This window comes from Kordia algicida OT-1, assembly GCF_000154725.1.
Classification (GTDB): Bacteria; Bacteroidota; Bacteroidia; order Flavobacteriales; family Flavobacteriaceae; genus Kordia; species Kordia algicida.
This window is the reverse complement of sequence record NZ_DS544873.1, coordinates 3,508,517-3,530,038: the sequence shown is the minus strand read 5'-3', so window position 1 is coordinate 3,530,038 and position 21,522 is coordinate 3,508,517. Positions and strand designations below refer to the sequence as shown.

Below are 21,522 nucleotides of genomic sequence, written 5' to 3'. Positions count from 1 at the left end.
TATGGAAACAACAAGCAAACAATTTACGGTTTCGGTATATACTGAAAATAACATCGGATTGTTGAATAGAATTTCAGCGATCTTTCAACGAAGACACATCAATATAGAAAGTATCAATTCGTCGGTTTCTGAAATAGAAAATGTTTCAAAATGGACTATTGTAGTGAATTTGACAGAAGAACAAATGAAAAAAATCATCGGTCAAATAGAAAAACAAGTCGAAGTCATCAAAGCGTATTATCATACCGAAGAAGAAATCGTGTATCAGGAATCGTGCATTTTCAAAATGAAATCAGACTTATTATTTAATGAGCAACAAATTCAAAACATTATCATAGATAACAATGCGAGAATTGTCACAGTAAACAAACAATTCTTTGTCTTAGAAAAATCGGGACGTAAAGAAGAAATAGAATTGCTATATAGAGAACTCAGCGGTTTTGGAATCATGCAATTTACACGTTCAGGACGTATTGCAGTCTCTAAAGAGGAAATGAAAATATCAAAAATACTAGAAGCGATCAATTATTAAAATAGAACCAGATGTTTGAGTCAGAATTCTAGACGAAATCAAACAAATCACAAATAACGAAAAACAGTAAAAAACATAAGAGTAAAAAAATCTAGGCTCTAGATTCTTGACTCTAATATCAAAAACATAGAAAAATGTCAAATTATTTCAACAAACTATCATTACGAGAACAATTAGCACAATTAGGAAAATGTAGATTTATGGATGCTTCTGAGTTTACAGAAGGTGTCAACGCACTCAAAGGCAAAAAAATCGTCATTGTCGGATGTGGCGCACAAGGACTGAACCAAGGATTAAACATGCGCGATTCTGGTTTGGACATTTCGTATGCGTTGCGACAAGCTGCCATTGACGAAGAACGCAACTCATACCAAAATGCAACATCGCACGGTTTTAAAGTTGGAACTTACAAACAACTCATTCCTGAAGCCGATTTGGTACTAAACCTTACACCAGACAAGCAACATACCAACGTTGTAAAAGCCGTAATGCCGTTAATGAAAAAAGGTGCTACACTAAGCTATTCGCACGGTTTCAATATTGTTGAAGAAGGCACAAAAATTCGCGAAGATATCACGGTAATCATGGTCGCGCCAAAATGTCCAGGAACGGAAGTGAGAGAAGAATATAAACGTGGTTTTGGTGTGCCAACATTAATTGCAGTACATCCAGAAAATGACCCAGAAAACAAAGGTTGGGCGCAAGCAAAAGCGTATGCCGTTGCGACTGGCGGACACAGAGCTGGTGTACTAGAATCGTCTTTCATTGCAGAAGTAAAAAGTGATTTAATGGGCGAACAAACCATTCTTTGTGGCGTATTGCAAACAGGTTCTATTTTGGCTTTTGATAAAATGGTCGCAGATGGAATTGACGCAAATTATGCAGCAAAACTCATTCAATTAGGTTGGGAAACGATCACGGAAGCACTGAAACATGGCGGAATTACCAATATGATGGATCGCTTGTCAAATCCTGCAAAACTGAAAGCTTTTGAACTTTCTGAGGAATTAAAAACCATTATGAAACCATTATTTGAGAAACATATGGACGATATTATTTCAGGGCATTTCTCTAAAACGATGATGGAGGATTGGGCAAATGACGATAAAAACCTATTAAAATGGCGTGAAGCAACAGGCGAAACTGCATTTGAAAAAACAGCGTTAACCAGCGATCATATCTCGGAGCAAGAATACTTCGATCATGGTGTGTTGTTGGTTGCTTTTGTAAAATCGGGAGTAGAATTGGCATTTGAAACAATGGTGCATGCTGGAATCATTGAAGATTCCGCCTATTACGAATCATTACACGAATTACCATTAATCGCAAATACGATCGCACGAAAAAAACTATTTGAAATGAATCGTGTCATTTCAGATACAGCAGAATATGGTTGTTATCTGTTCGATCATGCAGCAAAACCGTTGCTAACAGACTTTATGAAAACGGTTGATACATCTGTGATAGGAAAATCATTTGCAACCTCAAATGCAGTAGACAATCTAGACTTAATTGCGGTAAATGATGCCATACGAAATCATCCAATTGAAGCGGTTGGAAAACGACTCAGAGCAGCCATGACAGCGATGAAAACGATCAAAACAACGGTAAATAATGAAAAGCCTATTGCGGTTTAAAACATGCTTTTTTATAAAAACGATGATTCGTCTTTACGAGCGACAGCGCGGTAATCTCATTATCAAAAAGCATATTTAGTATTTGAAGTAACAGATTGCCACAAGTTTTTTCATAACTTTCGCAAAGACGTATCTAATAGATGTATCAATTTGATAATTTGAAAATGTACCAATGTTTTATTGATTGAAAAATTTTTCGTCAAACTGAACTTGATTCAGTTTCTCACGGATAGCTAAAATTTTCATAGAAAAACAACATAAAACAAAGAACAAACAACAAACTCGTGACCACAACCACAAAAACATACGCTCCAACGTTAGCAGCTGTTAAAAAAGCTGCAAAAACACTCAAAGGCATTGCTTCGGTAACGCCTTTGAGTTATAACGATTACTATTCCAAAGAATTTAATTGTAATATTTACTTAAAGCGAGAAGACTTGCAACAAGTACGATCGTATAAAATTCGTGGCGCATACAACAAAATAGCTTCCTTAACGGCAACACAAATAGAAAATGAAATCGTGTGTGCAAGTGCTGGAAATCACGCACAAGGAGTAGCATTATCTTGTAAACTTTTACAAATAAAAGGCACGATATTCATGCCAACACCAACACCAAACCAGAAGATTGAACAAGTCAAAATGTTTGGTGAAAACTATGTTGAGGTTGTTTTAATTGGCGATACGTTTGACGATGCGTATCATGCAGCCATGGAACAATCAGAACGTTTAAATAAAACGTTTATTCATCCGTTTAACGACGAAAAAGTCATTGAAGGACAAGCAACCATCGGATTGGAAATTTTACATCAATTAGAAACTCCGATTGATTATGTATTTGTGCCTGTTGGCGGCGGCGGATTGTCCGCAGGATTATCTTCTGTATTCAAAATGTTGTCTCCAAGCACAAAAATTATTGGTGTAGAACCAAAAGGTGCGCCATCAATGTCTACTTCCATTCAAAAAGAAAGAAATACAAGCTTAAAAAACATAGAAAACTTTGTGGACGGTGCTGCGGTAAAACGTGTTGGTGATTTAAATTTTGCCATCTGTAAAGAAAATTTACACGATATGATTACGGTTGACGAAGGCGAAGTTTGTCAGACGATTTTAGATTTATACAACCGACAAGCGATTGTGGTAGAACCTGCTGGAGCTTTAAGTTTGAGTGCATTATCGCAATATGCAACTGAAATAAAAGATAAAAATGTGGTGTGTGTCATCAGCGGAAGCAATAATGATATTACACGAACTGCCGAAATCAAAGAACGTGCATTACTACATGCAAACTTAAAACACTATTTTATTATCAAATTTCCACAACGTGCAGGAGCTTTGCGTGAATTTGTAGTAGAAATTTTAGGTCCAACTGACGATATCACACATTTTGAATATACCAAAAAAACCAATCGTGAAAATGGTGCAGCAGTCGTAGGATTGCAATTAAAAAATGCCAAAGATTTAGACGCCTTAATTACGAAAATGAAATTACGTAACTTTTATGGCGACTATCTAAATAATAAACCTGATTTATTTCAGTTTTTAGTTTAAAACCAAAAGAAAAAAACCAACCATGAAAATTCCTGAAAAGTATCAAATTAAAGAAACCATTACACAAAATACCTACTTAGTGAATGGCGAATTAAAAAAGTGGACAGGACAAACGTCTGAAGTGTATTCAACGATTTCTTCCACAGAAAATTACCAAAAAACATTACTTGGAACCATTCCAACTTTAGGTGAAACCGAAGCGTTAGAAGCGTTAGATTCTGCCGTAAATGCATATAACAAAGGACAAGGTTTATGGCCAACGATGAAAGTTGTGGACCGAATTGCGTGTATGGAAAAGTTTGTAGCACAAATGAAAACCAAACGCGAGGAAATTGTCAAATTGCTCATGTGGGAAATTGGGAAAAACTTAGCCGACTCTGAAAAAGAATTTGATAGAACTGTTGAATATATTTACGATACCATTGAAGATTATACACAAATGGATCGCGATAGTGCAAAGTTTGAAAAGCACGGAGGCGTAAATGCGCATATTCGTCGCGGACCGTTGGGCGTCGTTTTATGTCTCGGACCCTATAATTATCCGTTGAATGAAACATTTGCTTTGTTGATTCCTGCGATTATCATGGGAAATACCACCATTTTCAAACCTGCAAAATTTGGCGTTTTATTATTATCTCCACTATTAGAAGCGTTTCAAAATAGTTTTCCAAAAGGTGTAGTCAATATTATTTACGGACGCGGACGAACAGTTGCGTCGCCAATTATGAAAGACGGTCGTGTAGATGTGTTGGCGTTGATTGGAAATAGTAAATCTGCCAATGCGTTACAAAGCGTGCATCCTAAAAGTAACCGTTTGCGAATGGTGTTAGGTTTGGAAGCGAAAAACCCAGCAATTGTATTGAAAGATGCCGATTTAGAGTTGGCAATTAACGAATGTATTGCAGGAACAACTTCGTTTAACGGACAACGTTGTACAGCGTTAAAAGTATTGTATGTGCATGAAGCTATTGTGGACGAATTTAACAAGCGTTTCTCTGAAAAAGTAGACGCACTAACATTTGGAAATCCTTGGGAAGATGGCGCAAAATTAACGCCATTACCTGAACCTGATAAACCTGCGTATATTCAAGAATTGATTGATGATGCAACTGAAAAAGGTGCAAAAATCATCAATAAAAAAGGTGGAGAAACCACAGATAATTATATTTTTCCAGCCGTTTTATATCCTGTAAGCAAAGACATGCGCGTGTATGAAGAAGAACAATTTGGACCTGTAATTCCTGTAATTTCTTTTTCAGATATAGAAGAACCTTTAAACGACATGGCGGAATCTAATTACGGGCAGCAAGTGAGTTTGTTTGGAAAAGATACTAAAACATTGGCGCCATTAATTGATACGTTGGTAAATTTGGTATGTCGTGTGAATTTGAACAGTTCATGCCAACGTGGACCTGATGTTTATCCATTTACTGGAAGAAAAGATTCTGCGGTTGCAACCTTAAGTGTGCATGATGCATTGCGATCGTTTTCTATTAGAACGTTTGTCGCTTCCAAAGACAATGCCTATAACAATGCTATTTTAACCGAATTATTACAAACGAGAGCTTCTAATTTTGTGAGTACGGATTATATACTTTAAAAGACTGTTTTTATAGTACTTCTAGATAGCTTTTTCGATATTACGACGAAGGTCACTTCGATTTTTATAAAAAGTTTGATTCGTCATTACGAGCGATAGCGTGGTAATCTGTTGAAACCAAAGCAGTAATCGTATTTGAAGTAAGCAGATTGCTACAAGTTTTTCCAAAACTTTCGTAATGACGTATTTAGATAAAATTGTCACTTTGAGTGATTTTCGTTAGAAAATAGTATCGAGAAGTACTTTAAATCTTTGAACTAAGCGAAGCGAATCTAAGAAGTCTACTTTTTAAATGGCGCATGCTCTTTAAAGTCTTTAATCTTAATATTTTTGATAAACGGTTTCATCAAACTATTAACAAAAGGTCTTTTATGACGTATATAACAGGTTAAATCTTGTGGTTTTGCGCCTAAAGTACTTTTAATTTCAGAAGCGGTTCTTCCTAAATTGATACGTTTCGATTGGTGTAAAATTCCCAAACGCACATAATCGTTTAAAATTCTTGGATAAATGGAGTAGTCTTTATTTAAATCGTAATCTAAACCAATAAAATGCGCATCTAAATTCTCTTGATTGACCATTGCAGATAAGAATCCTACCAACTTATCTTCCAAAAAATATCCTTTAACAATAAACCGATCGCCGTGTGTTTTTTTGAGAACAATATAGGTGTCTAAATCGAGTACTTGTGCATTAAAATTAGCATTTGCAATCGTATTTTCATACAAAGCTTGCAGTTCACTTTTATACGTGTCAATTTCTTGGTAGCTCAACTCTTTGGCAATAAGATGTTCACTTTTGCTATCGGCTCTATTGGCTTTGACTCTGTATTTTGATTTGAGCGCGTCTTTATAATCATCAAACGATTTCCATTCAGGTTTCAATGTAATAATCATATTGGGCTCTACCTTCATGGACGAATACTCGTAATCTTTCAACTGATCCGTAAGCGGAAGTGAAGTTTCTTTAAAATCCTTTATAAAAACCGCATGCAGCTTTTTCGTTTCCTTCATAACAATTTTTAGCGCAGCCACCAATTCGTGAAACAAACGGTTAAAATTTTCTCCATCCTTGATAAAAGTTCCGTACTCACCACTCAAAAAAACGTTTCCGCAAAACATAATTTTGGGTGAATTATTACAAAATAACTTATTGATTACCTTCTTTAACAAATTTGAAATTTTAATATTTTTCGTAATTGTTTTAATAGAAATAGTAACTACTTGTGTAGCTGCAAAGGCAACAGCTTCTTTTTTGTCATTCACAATCACAATATATCGAAACACAATATCGTCGTTTGCCACTTCGTAAGCACGTAAAAATTCGGGTGTGTAATATGTGTTGGATAAGCAGCCTAACTGTTGCCAATATACTGTGGGAATATCGTTAACACTATTATAAAAAATAGGTTGTGCTTGACTCATGCTTTTGCTTTGGATTTATTTAAAGTAACTAGATAAACCCCAGAAAATATCAATATGGCAGCTACAATTTTAATAATATCAAGGGAATCACTACCCACAAGTACGGCAAAAATTCCCGCAATTACAGGTTGAAGGTATAAAAAAGTGGTTACAGTTGAAGCTTTCAATTCGCGCAAAGCCATAGGGTTTAGTAAATATGTCGCAAAAGTGGCACCAACAATTACAAAAGCAACTTCAAAAAATATGTATGGTGAAAAAACAGCCCAATCTACAGTGCTTAATTGTGAAAATCCGAAAGGAAAAACTAAGATCGTTCCAAACAAAAATAACCATTTTATAAAGGTAAACGGATGATATTTAGATGTTAATTTTTTAATGATGATAATATAAATACTATAAGAAACCGCATTGATAAAGACTAACAAATTCCCAAGAGGAATGTTGGATGAATTTGCAGTTGCTTTTCCGTACAAACTCAGTACAACAGCTCCCGAAAGTCCCAAAACAATTCCAATGATTTTAGTAGGAATTACTTTTTCTTTTAAGAAAATAGCCGATAATATCAATACAATAATGGGCACAACAACCATAATTACCGAAGCATGAATGGGCGTTGTATATTCAAATCCTTTAAAAAAGCAGAGCATATTAATAGCAATTCCGAAAACGGCTCCTAAGAAAAAGGTAAGAAAGTCTTTGCGTGCTATTTTTTCTTTGGGTGCAAACATGCTAAATATCCAAAACAAAACTCCTGCGCCAGCAACGCGTAGCAATATAAATCCGAAAGGTTTTATGTAACCACCTTTTATCACATCAGATGCAAACGTAAAGGTAACTCCATAAAAAACTTGCACCATAAAGGCAGCAATAAAAGCAAAGGTTTTTTTAGACATGATTAGAAAATTGCTTCTTTGGCCGCTGCAACCGTTTTTGCCGAATTTCCAATAAAAATTTTGTCATTTACAATAATAACTGGTCGTTTTAAAAATGTGTAGTGTTCCAAAATAAATTGCTTATAATCTTCTTCGCTTAAGTCCTTATTTTTCAGATCCTTTTCTTTGTATAACCGAGCACGTTTGCTAAATAAAGCCTCGTAACTTCCCGAAAGTTCGTGCATTTCTTCCAACTGTTTTGCAGTAATTTCTTCTTCTTTTATATTTTGAAGGACAACATCGGGAGTTGGTTGAATCTCTTTAATAATTCGCTGACACGTATTACATGTCTGAAGGTGATATATTTTTTTCACGAGTATACAGTTTTAAAAGGAGGTTGTTTAAAATGAATCGTAATAATTTTTACAAAGAAAATCCATTTCCATCAAAAATGAATACTTTTAATGAAAATATAACGAAAATGAATTTTTCTTTCGAAATATTTATATGAAATTCGAAACCTACATGAGTAATCTTGAACAAGATTTTTTGTAAGTGTCAAGATGATAAAACGACTCATGTCAATTCAAAAAAAATCTAAATTAACCTATATTTGTAAGCTTTATAACGTATAAAATAATGGAAGGCACTACAGCACTCACATACATAAAAAATGTTTTAGAAAACATTCCCGATAATTGGTTGCGATTAACAACGCATAGACTAGATATTTACAATGAAAAATTGGCGAAAGTTCAGTTTTTAGAGCATTTTGAAATTTTATTTAACGACAACAATACAACAACATCTTCGCTTGAAATATTACCAACGGCGTACGATTATATTCGTTTAGGACATCCGCTTTCATGTGTGTTAGAATGGACAATTGCAAAAATAAACGATCTTGAGCCAGAAAATGTCATTAGTTTTTCTTCAAAAGTGACGCCTATTTTGGCAATTCTGAGAAAAAATTTATTAGATCAAAAAAATACACAAATCCTATACACGGGAGAATTGCCTGCTTTTTTTGATGCTGAAATAGTGCGAAATGTGTATGGATATACTTTTGAATTGAAAAAGATTGAAAGTACTTCTGAGATCACAAAATTTGACGGAAGTACCATTTTCATTTCCCAAGATAGCGATCTTCAATCAATTGATTTTACATCAAACATTGACTTCTTTATCAGTTTTCAAGAAACTTTAGGAAGTATCGTAATGACGAATGAAGAAAATGCGCATTACATTTCTGAAATTCAGCATGTACGTCGTAGAGAAACCATTGCGATGACGCCTGCCGATTGTTTGAAAGTGTTAAAAGTGCTTACAGAAAAAACAGCTTTAGCAACTTCTGAAACAACTGTAGAAACAGATAAAACAGACGTTTTAAATGCAATTACGACAATTACAGGAGTTGACACAAAACCGTTGGTCGCTTCGAGCGGATTGTCTATTCAATATGCTATTATGATGGGATTGATTCATGATGCAATGGAGAATTATCCTGAAAAAGCCATTAAATTTATCGTTCCTCCAAATTGTTACGGTGGCACCAACGATCAAGCCAGACGTGTGGCAGCTTGTGTGGAAAATGTTGCCGTTGTAGATTTACCAGTAGATGGCGATAATGATATGGTAAAAAGTGTCAATACTGTACTAAATAAAGTGGCTGAAGAAGATGCAATTCCTTTTATCATTGCAGAAATTCCGACAAATCCAAGAGTGGAAGTTCCCGATTTAATCGCTTTAAAAGAAGCTTTAGAAAAACAACGAAAAACTTCTAAAGGGGAAACAGCAATAGAACCCGTTTTTATTTTAGATCAAACATTTTGTCCCAACGTACTTTTCTTGGGCGAAGGCAAAATACTTTCTACCGTAAAAGCAATTTCGTATGCCAGCGGATCAAAATTTCCAAGCGGCGGTTTGTGTACTGCAGGTTATTGTGTTGGAAACCAAAAAGCAGCAGCTTTAATGGAAAAAATAGAAAAACATCTGAATCTTTGCGATAATGAAGCGACAGCGTTGCAATACGAAATATTGGCAAAACAATTGCCTTCTATGAATCAGAGAATTGCAGATGCGTATAAAAATACACGTGAATTTGTAACCTTTATCCAAGAGACATTGCCAGCGGCAAAAATTAACTTTGTTTCTGAAGAATTGGCGGCAGAAGGATTTACACCTTCTGTATTTTCATTAGACCTTCCGACCAAAGGAAATACAGATGAAGAACGCGAATCGTACAAGCGAAAACTGAATCATAAACTTATCAACATGATGATTACCGAAATTCCAGACGAAAGTAAATATTGCGTGAGTTACGGACAATTAAAAGGTTGTTATTGGACGATTCCTGCGACATCAACACAAGGAACCACCAAAGAAGGTGACAAGGATTATATAGCGCGTGTGGCGTTATCTCCAAAGATGGATTTAGAACATCATCAAGAAGTCTTTATGGATTTTGTTGAGGAGATTTGATTTTTTTTAGATTCGCTTTGCTGTTTTAGACCGCTATCGCTTTTAGATACAAGATCGCTAACGCTCTTAGACTTGTTCGTGTTTTACTTCTTCTCTTTACTTTGATGAATTTTCACGAATTGCTCACTGTTGTGGGAAATCCTTTGCAACGTCATTACGAGGAAGCATGACGAAGTAATCTGTTTGTTATGTTTCCGTTCTCAATACTCATATCTCAATACTAAATACTTTTTTACCACGAATTCACGAATTGTTCACTGTTGTAGGATATAACTTCTGAGTAAAAGTCTAATTGCAGAGCAATCTAACAATCTAAGAAATTCTCGCCTGCGAGAACATGTCTAAAAGCGAAGCAAAGCTAAATTACTTTTCTTCTTCCATCGTCACATAAAAGTTCGGATTCAACTCTCTATTTGTAACTGGAGAAGCTAGTTTTTTAGTTTGCCATTCGGTCGTTGGAGAAAGCAGCATTATTTCTTTATTCAGAGCGACTTCTACTTTCATATCAAAATCAGGAACACAGTTTTCCCAACGATAAGTAAATTTATTTCCATCTCTTTTGTAACGTAATACAGGAATATTTGTAGTTCTCAAATATTGGTCAAAAACGGAAGATAAATCAATTCCAGATTTTTCACTGATGTAACTTTCAATCTGTTGTGTGGTTACCGTTTGATGATAAAAATCTTTATTCAATCCACGTAAAATACTGCGCCATTTCTCATCGTCGTTTATCAATTGGCGAATGGTGTGCAACATATTTGCACCTTTATAATACATATCGCTCGAACCTTCATGATTCACATTATATTTTCCAATAATTGGACGATCATTTTGAACACTTTCGCGTGTTCCAATCACATATTTTGAACTTGCATCTTTCCCGTAGAAATAATCCAAAAATAAATTCTCAGAATACGCCGTAAAACTCTCGTGAATCCACATATCGGCAATATCAATATTGGTAATATTATTGGCAAACCATTCATGTCCTGATTCATGCACAATAATAAAATCGAACTTCATTCCCCAACCTGTACGACTTAAGTCATAACCGCGATAACCATTTGTATATCCGTTTCCATACGTAACCGAACTTTGATGTTCCATGCCTAAATATGGTGCTTCTACCAGCTTATAACTATCTTCATAAAACGGATACGGTCCAAACCAATGCTCAAAAGCTTCCATGGTACGTTTGGCATCTTTAAATTGTTCTTTCGCTTTGGCTAAATTTTCTCTGAGTACATAATAATCCATATCCAACTCACCTTTTTCACCAGCATATTTTTCGCCAAAGTGGACATAGTCTCCAATATTAATATTTACACCATAATTATTTATCGGATTCAACACATTCCAATGATAGGTTTTGGTGTTATTGTCTAACTCATCAACTTTTATCAAACGTCCGTTTGACACATTCATCAAATTTTTCGGAACATTCACACTTATTTTCATACTATCAACTTCATCATACATATGATCTTTGCATGGCCACCAAACACTCGCGCCCAAACCTTGACAAGAAGAAGCGATAAACGGAAGTCCGTTACTATCTTTTTTCCAAGTAATTCCGCCATCCCATGGTGGACGTTTGGCAACTTTTGGTTTTCCCTCATAAAAAACTTGTACACTGTATACTTTTCCTTTTTTTTGTCTTTTCTTTAGATGGATAAAATGTGCATTTCCATCGTGTGTAATTTGTAATTCTTCTCCATTTTGGACTGCTTTTGTCATTTGTAATGGTGGTTGCAAATCCACTTGAAGCTTCTTTTGTCCTCTTTCTAATACTGTATACTGAATGGTATTGCTTCCGCTAATGGTTCGCTCATCAGGATCAACTGAAATATCTAAATGATAATGTGTCAAATCCCACCAAGCACGTTCAGGCGTAATAGAGCCGCGTAAGGTATCTTGTTTGGTAAAATTTTGAGAAAATACATGTATACTACAAAGCGTAAATACAAAAAGAAGGTATTTTGGTAAATTGTTATTTTTATATATCATTTCAACAAAAAAGTTAATTACTGATAAAGGTACATCTATAATCTGAAAATCTACAAACGAAACGTTAAATTTGTAGAAGACTCAAAGAAGCAGCTTATGAAATTCAATACCAAAACCATTCACGGCAAACAAGAACCAGACAAGGCGTACGGAGCTGTGATGCAACCAATATATCAAACCTCTACGTATGCGCAAAGTACGCCAGGCGGACATAAAGGTTATGAATATTCACGCACGCACAATCCGACACGAAATGCCCTAGAAAATGCGCTGGCGAGTATTGAAAACGGAAACTACGGTTTGGCATTTGCTTCTGGTTTGGCAGCAATTGATGCCATTATAAAACTATTAAAACCTGGTGATGAAGTCATTTCTACAAACGATTTATATGGCGGAACATATCGTTTGTTTACAAGAATTTTTGAAGGTTTTGGTATCAAATTTCATTTTGTAGGCATGGAAAATGTAGCAAAAATTGAATCGTATGTAAACGAAAATACCAAGCTTATTTGGGTAGAAACGCCTACAAATCCGATGATGAATATTATTGATATTGAAGCTGTTTCTGTCATTGCCAAAAAACACCAAGTTATGTTGGCGGTTGATAATACCTTTGCGACACCATATTTGCAAAGACCTTTAGATTTGGGCGCAGACATTGTGATGCATTCTGCTACAAAATACATTGGCGGACACAGTGATTTGGTGATGGGCGCTTTGATTGTAAATGATAAAGAAATTGCAGATAAATTATACTTTATTCAAAATGCAAGTGGCGCTATTTGCGGACCGATGGACAGTTTTTTAGCGTTACGAGGTATCAAAACCTTGCATGTGCGTATGCAACGCCATTGTGAAAATGGAAAGGCGATTGCAGTATACTTAGCGAATCATCCGAAAATAGAAAAAGTGTACTGGCCAGGACTTAAAAATCATCCAAATCATGCTATTGTAAAAAAACAAATGGACGATTTTGGCGGAATGATTTCTTTTGTCATCAAAGGGAATAATTATGAAGAAGCGATCAAAATTGTAGAAAACTTAAAGATTTTTACCTTGGCAGAATCTTTAGGAGGTGTAGAATCTTTGGCGGGTCATCCAGCAAGTATGACACATGCAAGCATTCCTAAGGAGGAACGAGAAAAAATTGGTGTCGTAGATGCTTTAATCCGCTTAAGCGTAGGTATTGAAGATGTTGACGATCTTATTGCTGATTTAGAGCAGGCATTATCAAAAATAACGAAATAAAATATGTAACAAAAAAAGCCATTCTTTACGGGAATGGCTTTCTCATTGTATATTGTTTGTTTAGAAATTTAAATAATAAATATAACCTACATTAATAATAAATCCCCAATCGTTTGCTTTATTTTCAGGATAGAGATTTTCATCAGGATTTAATCCATCAACCCAGTTTGAAAAATAATATCTCCAACGTACATCAAACAACAAATCGGATGTTTCTGTAAATTTATAACGTGTTCCAAAACTTGCTACAATAGACCATGTAGACCCTGATTCATTTTGGTAAGCATTTTGATATTTTACGGGTAATACGGTAGGATCGGTAAGTGGTCCTAAATCAGATTCAACCGTAGGTGTAAAGTAATTATACTGAACTCCTAAGGCTGCATAAGGTGCTAATAAATATCCACCGCTTTCAAACTCACGAATACTTCTTGGGAAGAATTCCAATTGTGTTCCAAGGTTTAAAACACGTGTGTTTCCATGCATGGCACGTAATTGGTCTGCTGTTAGAGATACTTTGTCGTCACCAACATATCTACCAAAGTGTTCTAAATTAACAGAGGTAAGTGTTAACTCATTTCTTACTTTAAAGTGATCGTTAAAATAGGTGTAACGAGTGAAGCAGTTACATTCGGCACGGTATGAAAAGTTCAAATAATGTACAATACCAAGTTCGAGCCCAACATTTCCAATATTGGTTTCAAAGTCATTACGTTCTCCATAATCTGATTGAAATGCATTTGGACCAATGACAAAACCAATTTCGTGAGAAAAACCAAATTGAGCGTTCACTGTACCAGCGCACATCAGCATGAAAAGTAGGAAGATAGGGCGAATTCTATTTAACATGTTATAAACCAGCTATTTTTATAAGGCTATACAGCAAATATATAAAAACCCTCAAAACAAAAAAACAAAAAGTGTATTATCTGATGTTTATTCTTTTGTAAGCATCCTAAGATTAACGGAATACAGAAAGTCAGATTGTGTACGTTAAAAATTATCAAATTGTAAAAAAAAAGGTGTTTTTTTTTAATTAAATGTATATTTGTACTGTCAAATAATGATATTAATAAAAATTTGTTAATCAAACTTCGTTTATGGAAGCAAAAGTAAAAGACTTTTTAGACTTGGTAAAGCAGACAAACGGACACGAACCTGAATTTTTACAAGCAGTTCAGGAAGTTGCGGAGGCTGTAATCCCTTATATTGAAGGAAAAGAAAAATATAAAGGAACAAAAATACTTGAAAGAATGGTAGAACCTGAGCGTGTAGTAATGTTCAGAGTTGCCTGGGTAGATGATAATGGAGAAACTCAAGTAAATCGCGGATACAGAATTGAAATGAATTCTGCTATCGGACCTTATAAAGGAGGATTACGTTTTCACCCAAGTGTAAACTTAAGCATCCTTAAATTCTTGGCTTTTGAGCAAGTATTTAAAAATAGTTTAACAACACTTCCTATGGGAGGTGGAAAAGGAGGATCGGATTTCAATCCAAAAGGAAAATCTGATTTAGAAATTATGCGTTTCTGCCAGGCTTTCATGTCGGAATTATTCAGACATATTGGTCCAGATACTGACGTTCCTGCGGGAGACATCGGAGTTGGTGGTCGTGAAATTGGGTACATGTTCGGTATGTATAAAAAACTGAGAAACGAATTCACTGGAGTTCTTACTGGAAAAGGTATTACTTGGGGCGGATCGTTAATTCGTCCAGAAGCTACAGGATACGGAAACGTATACTTTGCACAAAGTATGTTAGGAACGAAAGGAGCATCTTTTGAAGGAAAAACAGTTACAATTTCTGGTGCTGGAAACGTAGCGCAATATGCTGCAGAAAAAGCAACTCAACTTGGGGCTAAAGTCGTTACCATGTCTGATTCTTCTGGATATATTCATGATGCTGATGGAATTGACGAAGAAAAGTTAGCCTTCATCATGGAACTCAAAAATGTAAAAAGAGGAAGAATTCACGAATACACAGAAAAATATCCTTCGGCAACATTCCACAAAGGAGAAAGACCATGGAGCGTTGCATGTGATGTTGCATTGCCATGTGCTACTCAAAATGAATTGAATGGCGAAGAAGCACAAACGTTAGTAGATAATGGTTGTATTTGTGTGAGTGAAGGAGCAAATATGCCTTCTACACCAGAAGCGATTGAAGTATTTTTAAACAATAAAATATTATTTGCACCAGGAAAAGCATCCAATGCTGGTGGAGTGGCAACTTCTGGTTTAGAAATGACACAAAACTCTTTACGTTACAGTTGGAGTCGCGAAGAAGTAGACGCAAAACTAAAGCAAATTATGAAAGATATTCACAGTGCTTGTGAAGAATACGGAAAAGATGAAAACGGATTCATTGACTACGTAAAAGGAGCAAATATTGCTGGTTTCGTAAAAGTAGCTGATGCAATGATTGCACAAGGAGTTCTGTAAGTAATAAGAATTAATACGCATACAAAAAGCTTTCTGTTTTAATACAGGAAGCTTTTTTTTGTTACAATAATATATGATAACCAATTCATTTACGTTATTATTAGATATATTTGATAAAATATTCTAAAAGATGGAATAGTATTATGAAGTATTAATTGCTTTTTTTACATACGAAGTGTCATCTAATCAGAATAATAAATAAACACAAAAAGATGAGGAGAAGTTTGTATTTGCTAGTATTACTATGCTATATTTCGGTACACGGACAATCTTTTAATAACTCTTGGCTAGGTCATTTTTCATACAATAATGTTGTAGACATATCACAAGGTTCAGGTAAAATTTATGGAGCTTCTGAAAATGCTTTCTTTACGTACGATTTACAATCGAATGAAATAAAAAAATATTCAACGGTTGATGGACTTGCGGGAGAACAAATAAGCACGGCGTATTACAGCGAATCTGCCCAAAAATATGTAATAGGATATGACAACGGACTTATTGAAGTGTTTGATGCTGTAACCGAAGAAATACGAAAAGTGGTTGATATCGTTGAAAAACCAACCATTCCACCAAACAAAAAAGATTTAAACCATATTCTAGAATACAATGGAATAATATATATATCAACTGATTATGGAATTTCGTTATACGACATCAATGCTTTAGAATTTGGTGATACTTATTTTATTGGACCAGACGGAAGTCAGATAGAAGTAAGACAAACCACTATTTTTGGGGAATTTATTTACGCAGCAACCAATGTTGGCGTATTTAGAGCCGTAGTTGATAATGATAACTTAATTGATTTCTCAGAGTGGCAACGTGTTATTACTTCCAATTGGCGTGGAATTACGGCTTTTGGAGAGGATTTATACGTTGTAAACAATAACAGAAGAATTTACAAATACAATGGAACAAGCTTTACTCCACAACTTCAAATTCCGCAATACGCAACCATTTTAGAAGATTTAAAAATTAATGAAAATCATATGGTTTTAGTACATGATAGAGAAGTACATGTATACGATTCAGATTTAAATGAAGTCGTAGGAATTGAAGCATTAGAAGACTATCCAGACATTGAGTTCAACTCAGCTTGGTTGCTTGGAAACAGCATATACTTAGGTACAGAAACAGAAGGAATTTTGCAAACAACCTTCCCTATGCCAAGTGCTGCAAACCAAATATTACCTGATGGTCCTTTACTAAATGATACTTTTTCTATCACGGCAATTCCAAACGAATTATGGGTTGTTTATGGAGATTACAACGCAGGATACAATCCGTATCCGTTAGATCGTAGAGGTGTAAGTCACTTGCAAGAAATGTCGTGGGTAAACATTCCGTACACGCCAGAATATGACGCGAGAAGTGTTGTGCATGCTACAGTAAATCCTTCAAATACAAGTGAAGTATATTTAAGTTCTTTCTTCTCAGGGATGTTACGCATAGAAAACAATGAACCTGTAGAAATCTTAAATCTCTCCAACAGTGGCTTAGAAACCTTAAACAACGGAAACCCAGATTATGTAGACATTCGTATTGGTGAAACAAAATATGACGAAAATGGTGATCTTTGGGTGTTAAACTCTAAAGTAGAAAATGGTTTAAAAGTTTTGCGCAGTAGCGGACAATGGGATTCATTTCCAGTATCTGAAATCATTCCTGACCCTCAAAATGGAGAAAACGGGTTGGCAAAATTAGAAATTACCGACAATGGCATCAAATTCTTTACAACACAATCACACGGATTGATTGCCTTTGATGATACGCGCAGTTCTGGTTCTCGCTTTTTAAGTATAGGAGAAGAAACTGAAGGCAATTTACCAGCAAATGATGTAAGAGCTTTGGCTGTTGATCTTACAGGAAACTTATGGATTGGAACAATCAGAGGAATCAGAGTGTATTTTGGAGCAGATAATATTTTTGAAGACAGCGATCCGCAAACAGACGATATCATTATTGTTGATGAAGATGGCGTGCCCAAAGAACTACTATTTGAACAAACAGTGACCGATATTGAAGTTGATGGATCTAACAACAAATGGATTGCCACATCAGCTTCAGGTGTATTTTACATGTCGTCTGATGCTACAGAAACACTGGCTCATTTCACAAAAGACAATTCGCCATTACCAACAAATACTGTAAACAATATTGAAATAGACTCAGAAACAGGACGTGTATACATTGCAACAGCAAAAGGATTGTTATCCTTTCAAGGAACAGCAACTGGACCAAAAGAAAGTCTAGAAAATGTATATGCATACCCAAATCCTGTACGACCAGGATTCAGCGGAAACCTAACAATTTCGGGGCTAACAGACAATGCCAATGTAAAAATCACAGATATAGAAGGAAACCTAGTGCATGAAGCAACTTCGGAAGGCGGAACTATGTTGTGGGATTTAACAGCATTTGGGAGGCATAAAGTAGCATCTGGAGTATATCTCATCTTAATTGCTAGTGAAGATGGTTCAGAAAGCAAAGTAACCAAAGTGATGGTGGTTCGCTAAATGATAGTCACAACAAAAGCCATTGTCATATCTACCATAAAATATGGTGATACAGGTGTTATTGTAAAATGTTTTACAGCTTCCGATGGTATAAAAAGTTACCTGTTAAGAGGAATTCTCAAATCAAAAAAAGGCAAACTCAAAATTGCTTACTTTCAACCATTAATGCAGCTTGAAATTGTTGCGAGTCACAAAAACAAAGGAAGTTTAGAATATATCAAAGATGTAAAAACGGTGTATCCGTACACTTCTATTCACACGCAAATTGCCAAAAGTGCTATTGTTCTCTTTCTATCAGAAATTCTTAACTATTCCATTCAAGAAGAAGAAAAAAACGATGCATTATTCGAATTTATAGAAAATGCGCTACAATGGTTGGACATTCATGATGAAATTGCCAATTTTCACTTAGTATTTTTAACCAATCTTACCAAGTATTTTGGGTTCTATCCAGAAACGGAAGACATTCACAAAGATTACTTTGACTTACAAGAAGGTCAGTTTTTCGATCAAAGCACCATGAATCAATGTATCACGGGTGAAAATTTAACATACTTTAAACGCTTATTAGGCATAAAATTTGATGAGCAGAATACCATAATGTTGTCTTCATACAGAAGAAATGAGATTCTTGCAATATTCATTCAATATTTTAAATTACATTTGCAAGGATTTAGGCAACCAAAATCAATGGAAGTGTTACATGAAGTATTCAAATAAAATAAAAGGTATTGCCGCGATAATTTCTTTTATTTTTTCTACAGCTCTTTATGGTCAGGAAATTCAAGTAAAAGATATCGTTAATGATAGAAACATTTCTAACGTTAATGTGTACAATGCAGACCAATCTAAAGGAGGAATTACCAATGCAAGAGGGAAAATAGATATCTCCATATTTTCAAACGACGAAAAAATAACATTTCGTCATATCTCCTATTTGCCTGTAACGCTTACAAAAGCTGAAATCCTTCAAGACAAAAATATTGTTTATCTCGTAAAAAGCTCTGCAGAACTATCTAAAATCGTAATTTCGGTATCAAAATGGCAACAAGATAAAAATGATGTTCCCAAAAAAATTGTAAGCATTGACAGCAAAGAAATTGCATTTTCTTCGCCACAAACGGCTGCCGACTTACTAGAAAAAAGTGGTAAAATATTCGTTCAGAAAAGTCAGCTTGGAGGTGGAAGTCCCATGATTAGAGGATTCTCTACAAACAGGCTTTTAATCTCTGTTGATGGTGTCCGTATGAATAATGCCATCTTTAGAGGCGGAAACGTTCAAAATGTAATCTCAATTGATCCTTTCAATATCAACAACACAGAAGTGATTTTAGGTCCAGGCTCGGTCATATATGGTAGTGACGCTGTTGGTGGGGTAATGAATTTTTATACAAAAAAACCAACACTTTCGTGGAATGAAAAAACGGTAATCTCAGGAAGTGCAAGCGCACGTTACGCATCTGCCAACCGAGAAAAAACAGGACATGTTGATTTTAACATCGGACTTAAAAAATGGGGATTTTTAACTAGTGTAACCTACAGTGATTTTGATGATTTACGCATGGGAAAACACGGCGATGACGTTTATTTACGACCAGAATTTGTCGCTAGAATAAATGGTACAGATGCAGTAATTAATAACGGGAATCCACTCAAACAAAAATTTACAGGATACAGTCAAATAAACCTTGCGCAACGTATAAAATTAGTGCCAGATGATATTTGGGAATTTGACTTAGGATTGCATTACTCTGCCACTTCCAATGTGCCACGTTACGATCGTTTATTACAGTACAGAGATGACGCACTACGTTACGGAGACTGGTTTTATGGACCGCAACGATGGTTTATGGGGAACTTTCAAACGCAGAAAAAAGGAAACAATACCTACTACGATAACGTAAAATTTACCAATGCATACCAACGTTTTGAAGAAAGTAGAAACAATCGTAACTTTCAAGATGTCATCCTAAATGTAACCGAAGAAAAAGTAGATGCTATTTCCTCAAGTTTAGACTTCGAAAAAAGATTCAATCCAAAAATAAAAACCTTTTACGGATTGGAATATGTGTACAACAAAGTTCACTCAGACGGTTACGACAGAAACATTGAAACAGAAGAAATTACAGATGCTCCTTCGCGTTATCCAGATGGAGCTACATGGCAATCTATGGCGGCATACGCAAGCTTAGAATACAAAATGAATCCGAAGTTTACACTACAATCAGGATTGCGTTACAATCACATTCTCATTGATACAGACTTTGACACTACTTTCTTTCCATTTCCATTCACAGAAGCAACTACAAACACAGGTGCTTTTACAGGAAGTATCGGATTTAGCTGGTTGCCCAATAAATGGCAAATTACAGCAAACATCGGAACTGCTTTCCGAGCACCGAACATAGACGACATTGGGAAAGTATTTGATTCTGAACCAGGTTCGGTAGTTGTGCCAAATCCAAACCTAGCTCCTGAGCATGCTTACAGTGCCGAATTTGGAGTGCAAAAACGTATAGGAAGTAGCTTTGATCTTAACTTTACAGCTTTTTATACATTGTTGGATGATGCGCTCATTCGAAAAGATTTCAATCTCAACGGAGAAACTGAAATAGTTTATAATGGCGAATTGAGTAATGTGCAAGCCATTCAAAATGCTTCAAAAGTATTTACCTATGGTTTCGAATTTGGATTTGCAGCAAAATTTGACAAAAGAACAAAAATAACAGCAGATTTGACCATTCCTCGTGGAGAAGAAGAACAAGCAGATGGCACTAAAGTTCCGTTGAGACATGTGTCGCCTATTTTCGGAAATGTACACTTTATCTATAAAAATGATCGTTTAAAATTTGACATCTTTACCAATTTCAATAGTTCAATAAGCTACAATAATTTGGCACCTTCAGAAAGAAGCAAAGCATATCTCTATGCGGTAGATGAAAATGGAAATCCGTACGCACCTTCATGGCTCATTGTAAGTGCAAAATCAAACTTTGAAATTACAGAAAAAATCAACCTAACAGCATCACTTGAAAATATCACCGATAAGCGATACAGAGTCTATTCTTCTGGAATTACTGCTCCTGGTAGAAATCTCATTTTAGGATTAAACTATAATTTTTAGCAGAAAAACATTGTTAAAATTGCAACTCATCGAAATTAATTGATAATTATAACGACAAATTCATAGTTTTCATCTAAATTC

The 21,522-nt window shown here is 35.3% G+C and carries 15 protein-coding genes; 10 read left to right on the top strand and 5 right to left on the bottom strand.

Annotated elements, in window-relative coordinates; all coding sequences use genetic code 11:
• Position 1 precedes the first annotated feature (1 nt).
• The 4 genes from ilvN (at position 2) to KAOT1_RS15050 (ending at position 5,319) form a co-directional block, all read left to right on the top strand.
• A complete protein-coding gene (gene ilvN / locus KAOT1_RS15065) occupies positions 2-532 on the top strand; it encodes an acetolactate synthase small subunit (protein ID WP_007095715.1) in 531 nt (176 codons plus the stop codon).
• Positions 533-666: 134 nt separating this feature from the next.
• Positions 667-2,169 carry a ketol-acid reductoisomerase gene (gene ilvC / locus KAOT1_RS15060; protein WP_007095714.1) on the top strand — a complete coding sequence of 501 codons (1,503 nt, stop codon included), beginning with the start codon at positions 667-669 and terminating at the stop codon, positions 2,167-2,169.
• Between the two features lie 284 nt (positions 2,170-2,453).
• The gene (ilvA, locus tag KAOT1_RS15055; RefSeq protein WP_007095713.1) at positions 2,454-3,719 is read left to right on the top strand and encodes a threonine ammonia-lyase IlvA; all 1,266 of its coding nucleotides are present in this window, start codon (positions 2,454-2,456) and stop codon (positions 3,717-3,719) included.
• Between the two features lie 22 nt (positions 3,720-3,741).
• Positions 3,742-5,319: an NADP-dependent glyceraldehyde-3-phosphate dehydrogenase gene (locus KAOT1_RS15050; RefSeq protein ID WP_007095712.1), complete on the top strand. Its 1,578-nt coding sequence runs from the start codon at positions 3,742-3,744 to the stop codon at positions 5,317-5,319.
• A gap of 281 nt (positions 5,320-5,600) precedes the next feature.
• On the opposite strand, the gene KAOT1_RS15045 is transcribed toward KAOT1_RS15050, so the two are convergent.
• Genes KAOT1_RS15045 through KAOT1_RS15035 form a run of 3 tightly spaced genes read right to left on the bottom strand, consistent with a single transcriptional unit; the run spans position 5,601 to position 7,989 of the window.
• Positions 5,601-6,743, bottom strand: a complete 1,143-nt coding sequence (locus KAOT1_RS15045) for a hypothetical protein (RefSeq protein WP_007095711.1) — start codon at positions 6,741-6,743, stop codon at positions 5,601-5,603.
• The gene (locus tag KAOT1_RS15040; protein WP_007095710.1) at positions 6,740-7,636 is read right to left on the bottom strand and encodes a DMT family transporter; all 897 of its coding nucleotides are present in this window, start codon (positions 7,634-7,636) and stop codon (positions 6,740-6,742) included. The genes KAOT1_RS15045 and KAOT1_RS15040 overlap by 4 nt, the downstream gene beginning before the upstream one ends.
• A gap of 2 nt (positions 7,637-7,638) precedes the next feature.
• Positions 7,639-7,989, bottom strand: a complete 351-nt coding sequence (locus KAOT1_RS15035) for an arsenate reductase family protein (RefSeq protein WP_007095709.1) — start codon at positions 7,987-7,989, stop codon at positions 7,639-7,641.
• A gap of 265 nt (positions 7,990-8,254) precedes the next feature.
• Between KAOT1_RS15035 and KAOT1_RS15030 the strand changes: the two genes are divergently transcribed.
• Positions 8,255-10,096 carry a PLP-dependent aminotransferase family protein gene (locus KAOT1_RS15030; RefSeq protein WP_007095708.1) on the top strand — a complete coding sequence of 614 codons (1,842 nt, stop codon included), beginning with the start codon at positions 8,255-8,257 and terminating at the stop codon, positions 10,094-10,096.
• A gap of 363 nt (positions 10,097-10,459) precedes the next feature.
• Here KAOT1_RS15030 and KAOT1_RS15025 read toward each other — a convergent pair whose 3' ends face one another.
• Positions 10,460-12,106, bottom strand: coding sequence for a M1 family metallopeptidase (locus KAOT1_RS15025; RefSeq protein WP_007095707.1), 1,647 nt, complete (start codon positions 12,104-12,106; stop codon positions 10,460-10,462).
• Positions 12,107-12,154: 48 nt separating this feature from the next.
• Here KAOT1_RS15025 and KAOT1_RS15020 point away from each other — a divergent pair, with 48 nt between their 5' ends.
• Positions 12,155-13,354, top strand: a complete 1,200-nt coding sequence (locus tag KAOT1_RS15020; RefSeq protein ID WP_262494785.1) for a cystathionine gamma-synthase — start codon at positions 12,155-12,157, stop codon at positions 13,352-13,354.
• Positions 13,355-13,414: 60 nt separating this feature from the next.
• Here KAOT1_RS15020 and KAOT1_RS15015 read toward each other — a convergent pair whose 3' ends face one another.
• Positions 13,415-14,203, bottom strand: coding sequence for a THC0290_0291 family protein (locus KAOT1_RS15015; protein WP_050765269.1), 789 nt, complete (start codon positions 14,201-14,203; stop codon positions 13,415-13,417).
• Between the two features lie 251 nt (positions 14,204-14,454).
• On the opposite strand from KAOT1_RS15015, the gene gdhA reads away from it, so the two are divergent.
• The 4 genes from gdhA (at position 14,455) to KAOT1_RS14995 (ending at position 21,441) form a co-directional block, all read left to right on the top strand.
• Positions 14,455-15,798: an NADP-specific glutamate dehydrogenase gene (gdhA, locus tag KAOT1_RS15010; protein WP_007095704.1), complete on the top strand. Its 1,344-nt coding sequence runs from the start codon at positions 14,455-14,457 to the stop codon at positions 15,796-15,798.
• Between the two features lie 212 nt (positions 15,799-16,010).
• Positions 16,011-18,317, top strand: a complete 2,307-nt coding sequence (porZ, locus tag KAOT1_RS15005) for a type IX secretion system anionic LPS delivery protein PorZ (RefSeq protein WP_007095703.1) — start codon at positions 16,011-16,013, stop codon at positions 18,315-18,317.
• The gene (recO, locus tag KAOT1_RS15000; protein ID WP_007095702.1) at positions 18,318-19,037 is read left to right on the top strand and encodes a DNA repair protein RecO; all 720 of its coding nucleotides are present in this window, start codon (positions 18,318-18,320) and stop codon (positions 19,035-19,037) included. It begins immediately after the preceding gene.
• Positions 19,021-21,441, top strand: a complete 2,421-nt coding sequence (locus KAOT1_RS14995) for a TonB-dependent receptor plug domain-containing protein (protein WP_007095701.1) — start codon at positions 19,021-19,023, stop codon at positions 21,439-21,441. The genes recO and KAOT1_RS14995 overlap by 17 nt, the downstream gene beginning before the upstream one ends.
• Positions 21,442-21,522 lie beyond the last annotated feature (81 nt).

What these genes read in the sequence shown, in the direction of transcription:
- ilvN (WP_007095715.1), top strand. Translation starts at nt 2, where the DNA reads ATGGAAACAACAAGCAAACAATTTACGGTTTCGGTATATACTGAAAAT.
- ilvC (WP_007095714.1), top strand. Translation starts at nt 667, where the DNA reads ATGTCAAATTATTTCAACAAACTATCATTACGAGAACAATTAGCACAA.
- KAOT1_RS15050 (WP_007095712.1), top strand. Translation starts at nt 3,742, where the DNA reads ATGAAAATTCCTGAAAAGTATCAAATTAAAGAAACCATTACACAAAAT.
- KAOT1_RS15045 (WP_007095711.1), bottom strand. Translation starts at nt 6,743, where the DNA reads ATGAGTCAAGCACAACCTATTTTTTATAATAGTGTTAACGATATTCCC.
- KAOT1_RS15040 (WP_007095710.1), bottom strand. Translation starts at nt 7,636, where the DNA reads ATGTCTAAAAAAACCTTTGCTTTTATTGCTGCCTTTATGGTGCAAGTT.
- KAOT1_RS15030 (WP_007095708.1), top strand. Translation starts at nt 8,255, where the DNA reads ATGGAAGGCACTACAGCACTCACATACATAAAAAATGTTTTAGAAAAC.
- KAOT1_RS15025 (WP_007095707.1), bottom strand. Translation starts at nt 12,106, where the DNA reads ATGATATATAAAAATAACAATTTACCAAAATACCTTCTTTTTGTATTT.
- KAOT1_RS15015 (WP_050765269.1), bottom strand. Translation starts at nt 14,203, where the DNA reads ATGTTAAATAGAATTCGCCCTATCTTCCTACTTTTCATGCTGATGTGC.
- gdhA (WP_007095704.1), top strand. Translation starts at nt 14,455, where the DNA reads ATGGAAGCAAAAGTAAAAGACTTTTTAGACTTGGTAAAGCAGACAAAC.
- porZ (WP_007095703.1), top strand. Translation starts at nt 16,011, where the DNA reads ATGAGGAGAAGTTTGTATTTGCTAGTATTACTATGCTATATTTCGGTA.
- recO (WP_007095702.1), top strand. Translation starts at nt 18,318, where the DNA reads ATGATAGTCACAACAAAAGCCATTGTCATATCTACCATAAAATATGGT.
- KAOT1_RS14995 (WP_007095701.1), top strand. Translation starts at nt 19,021, where the DNA reads ATGAAGTATTCAAATAAAATAAAAGGTATTGCCGCGATAATTTCTTTT.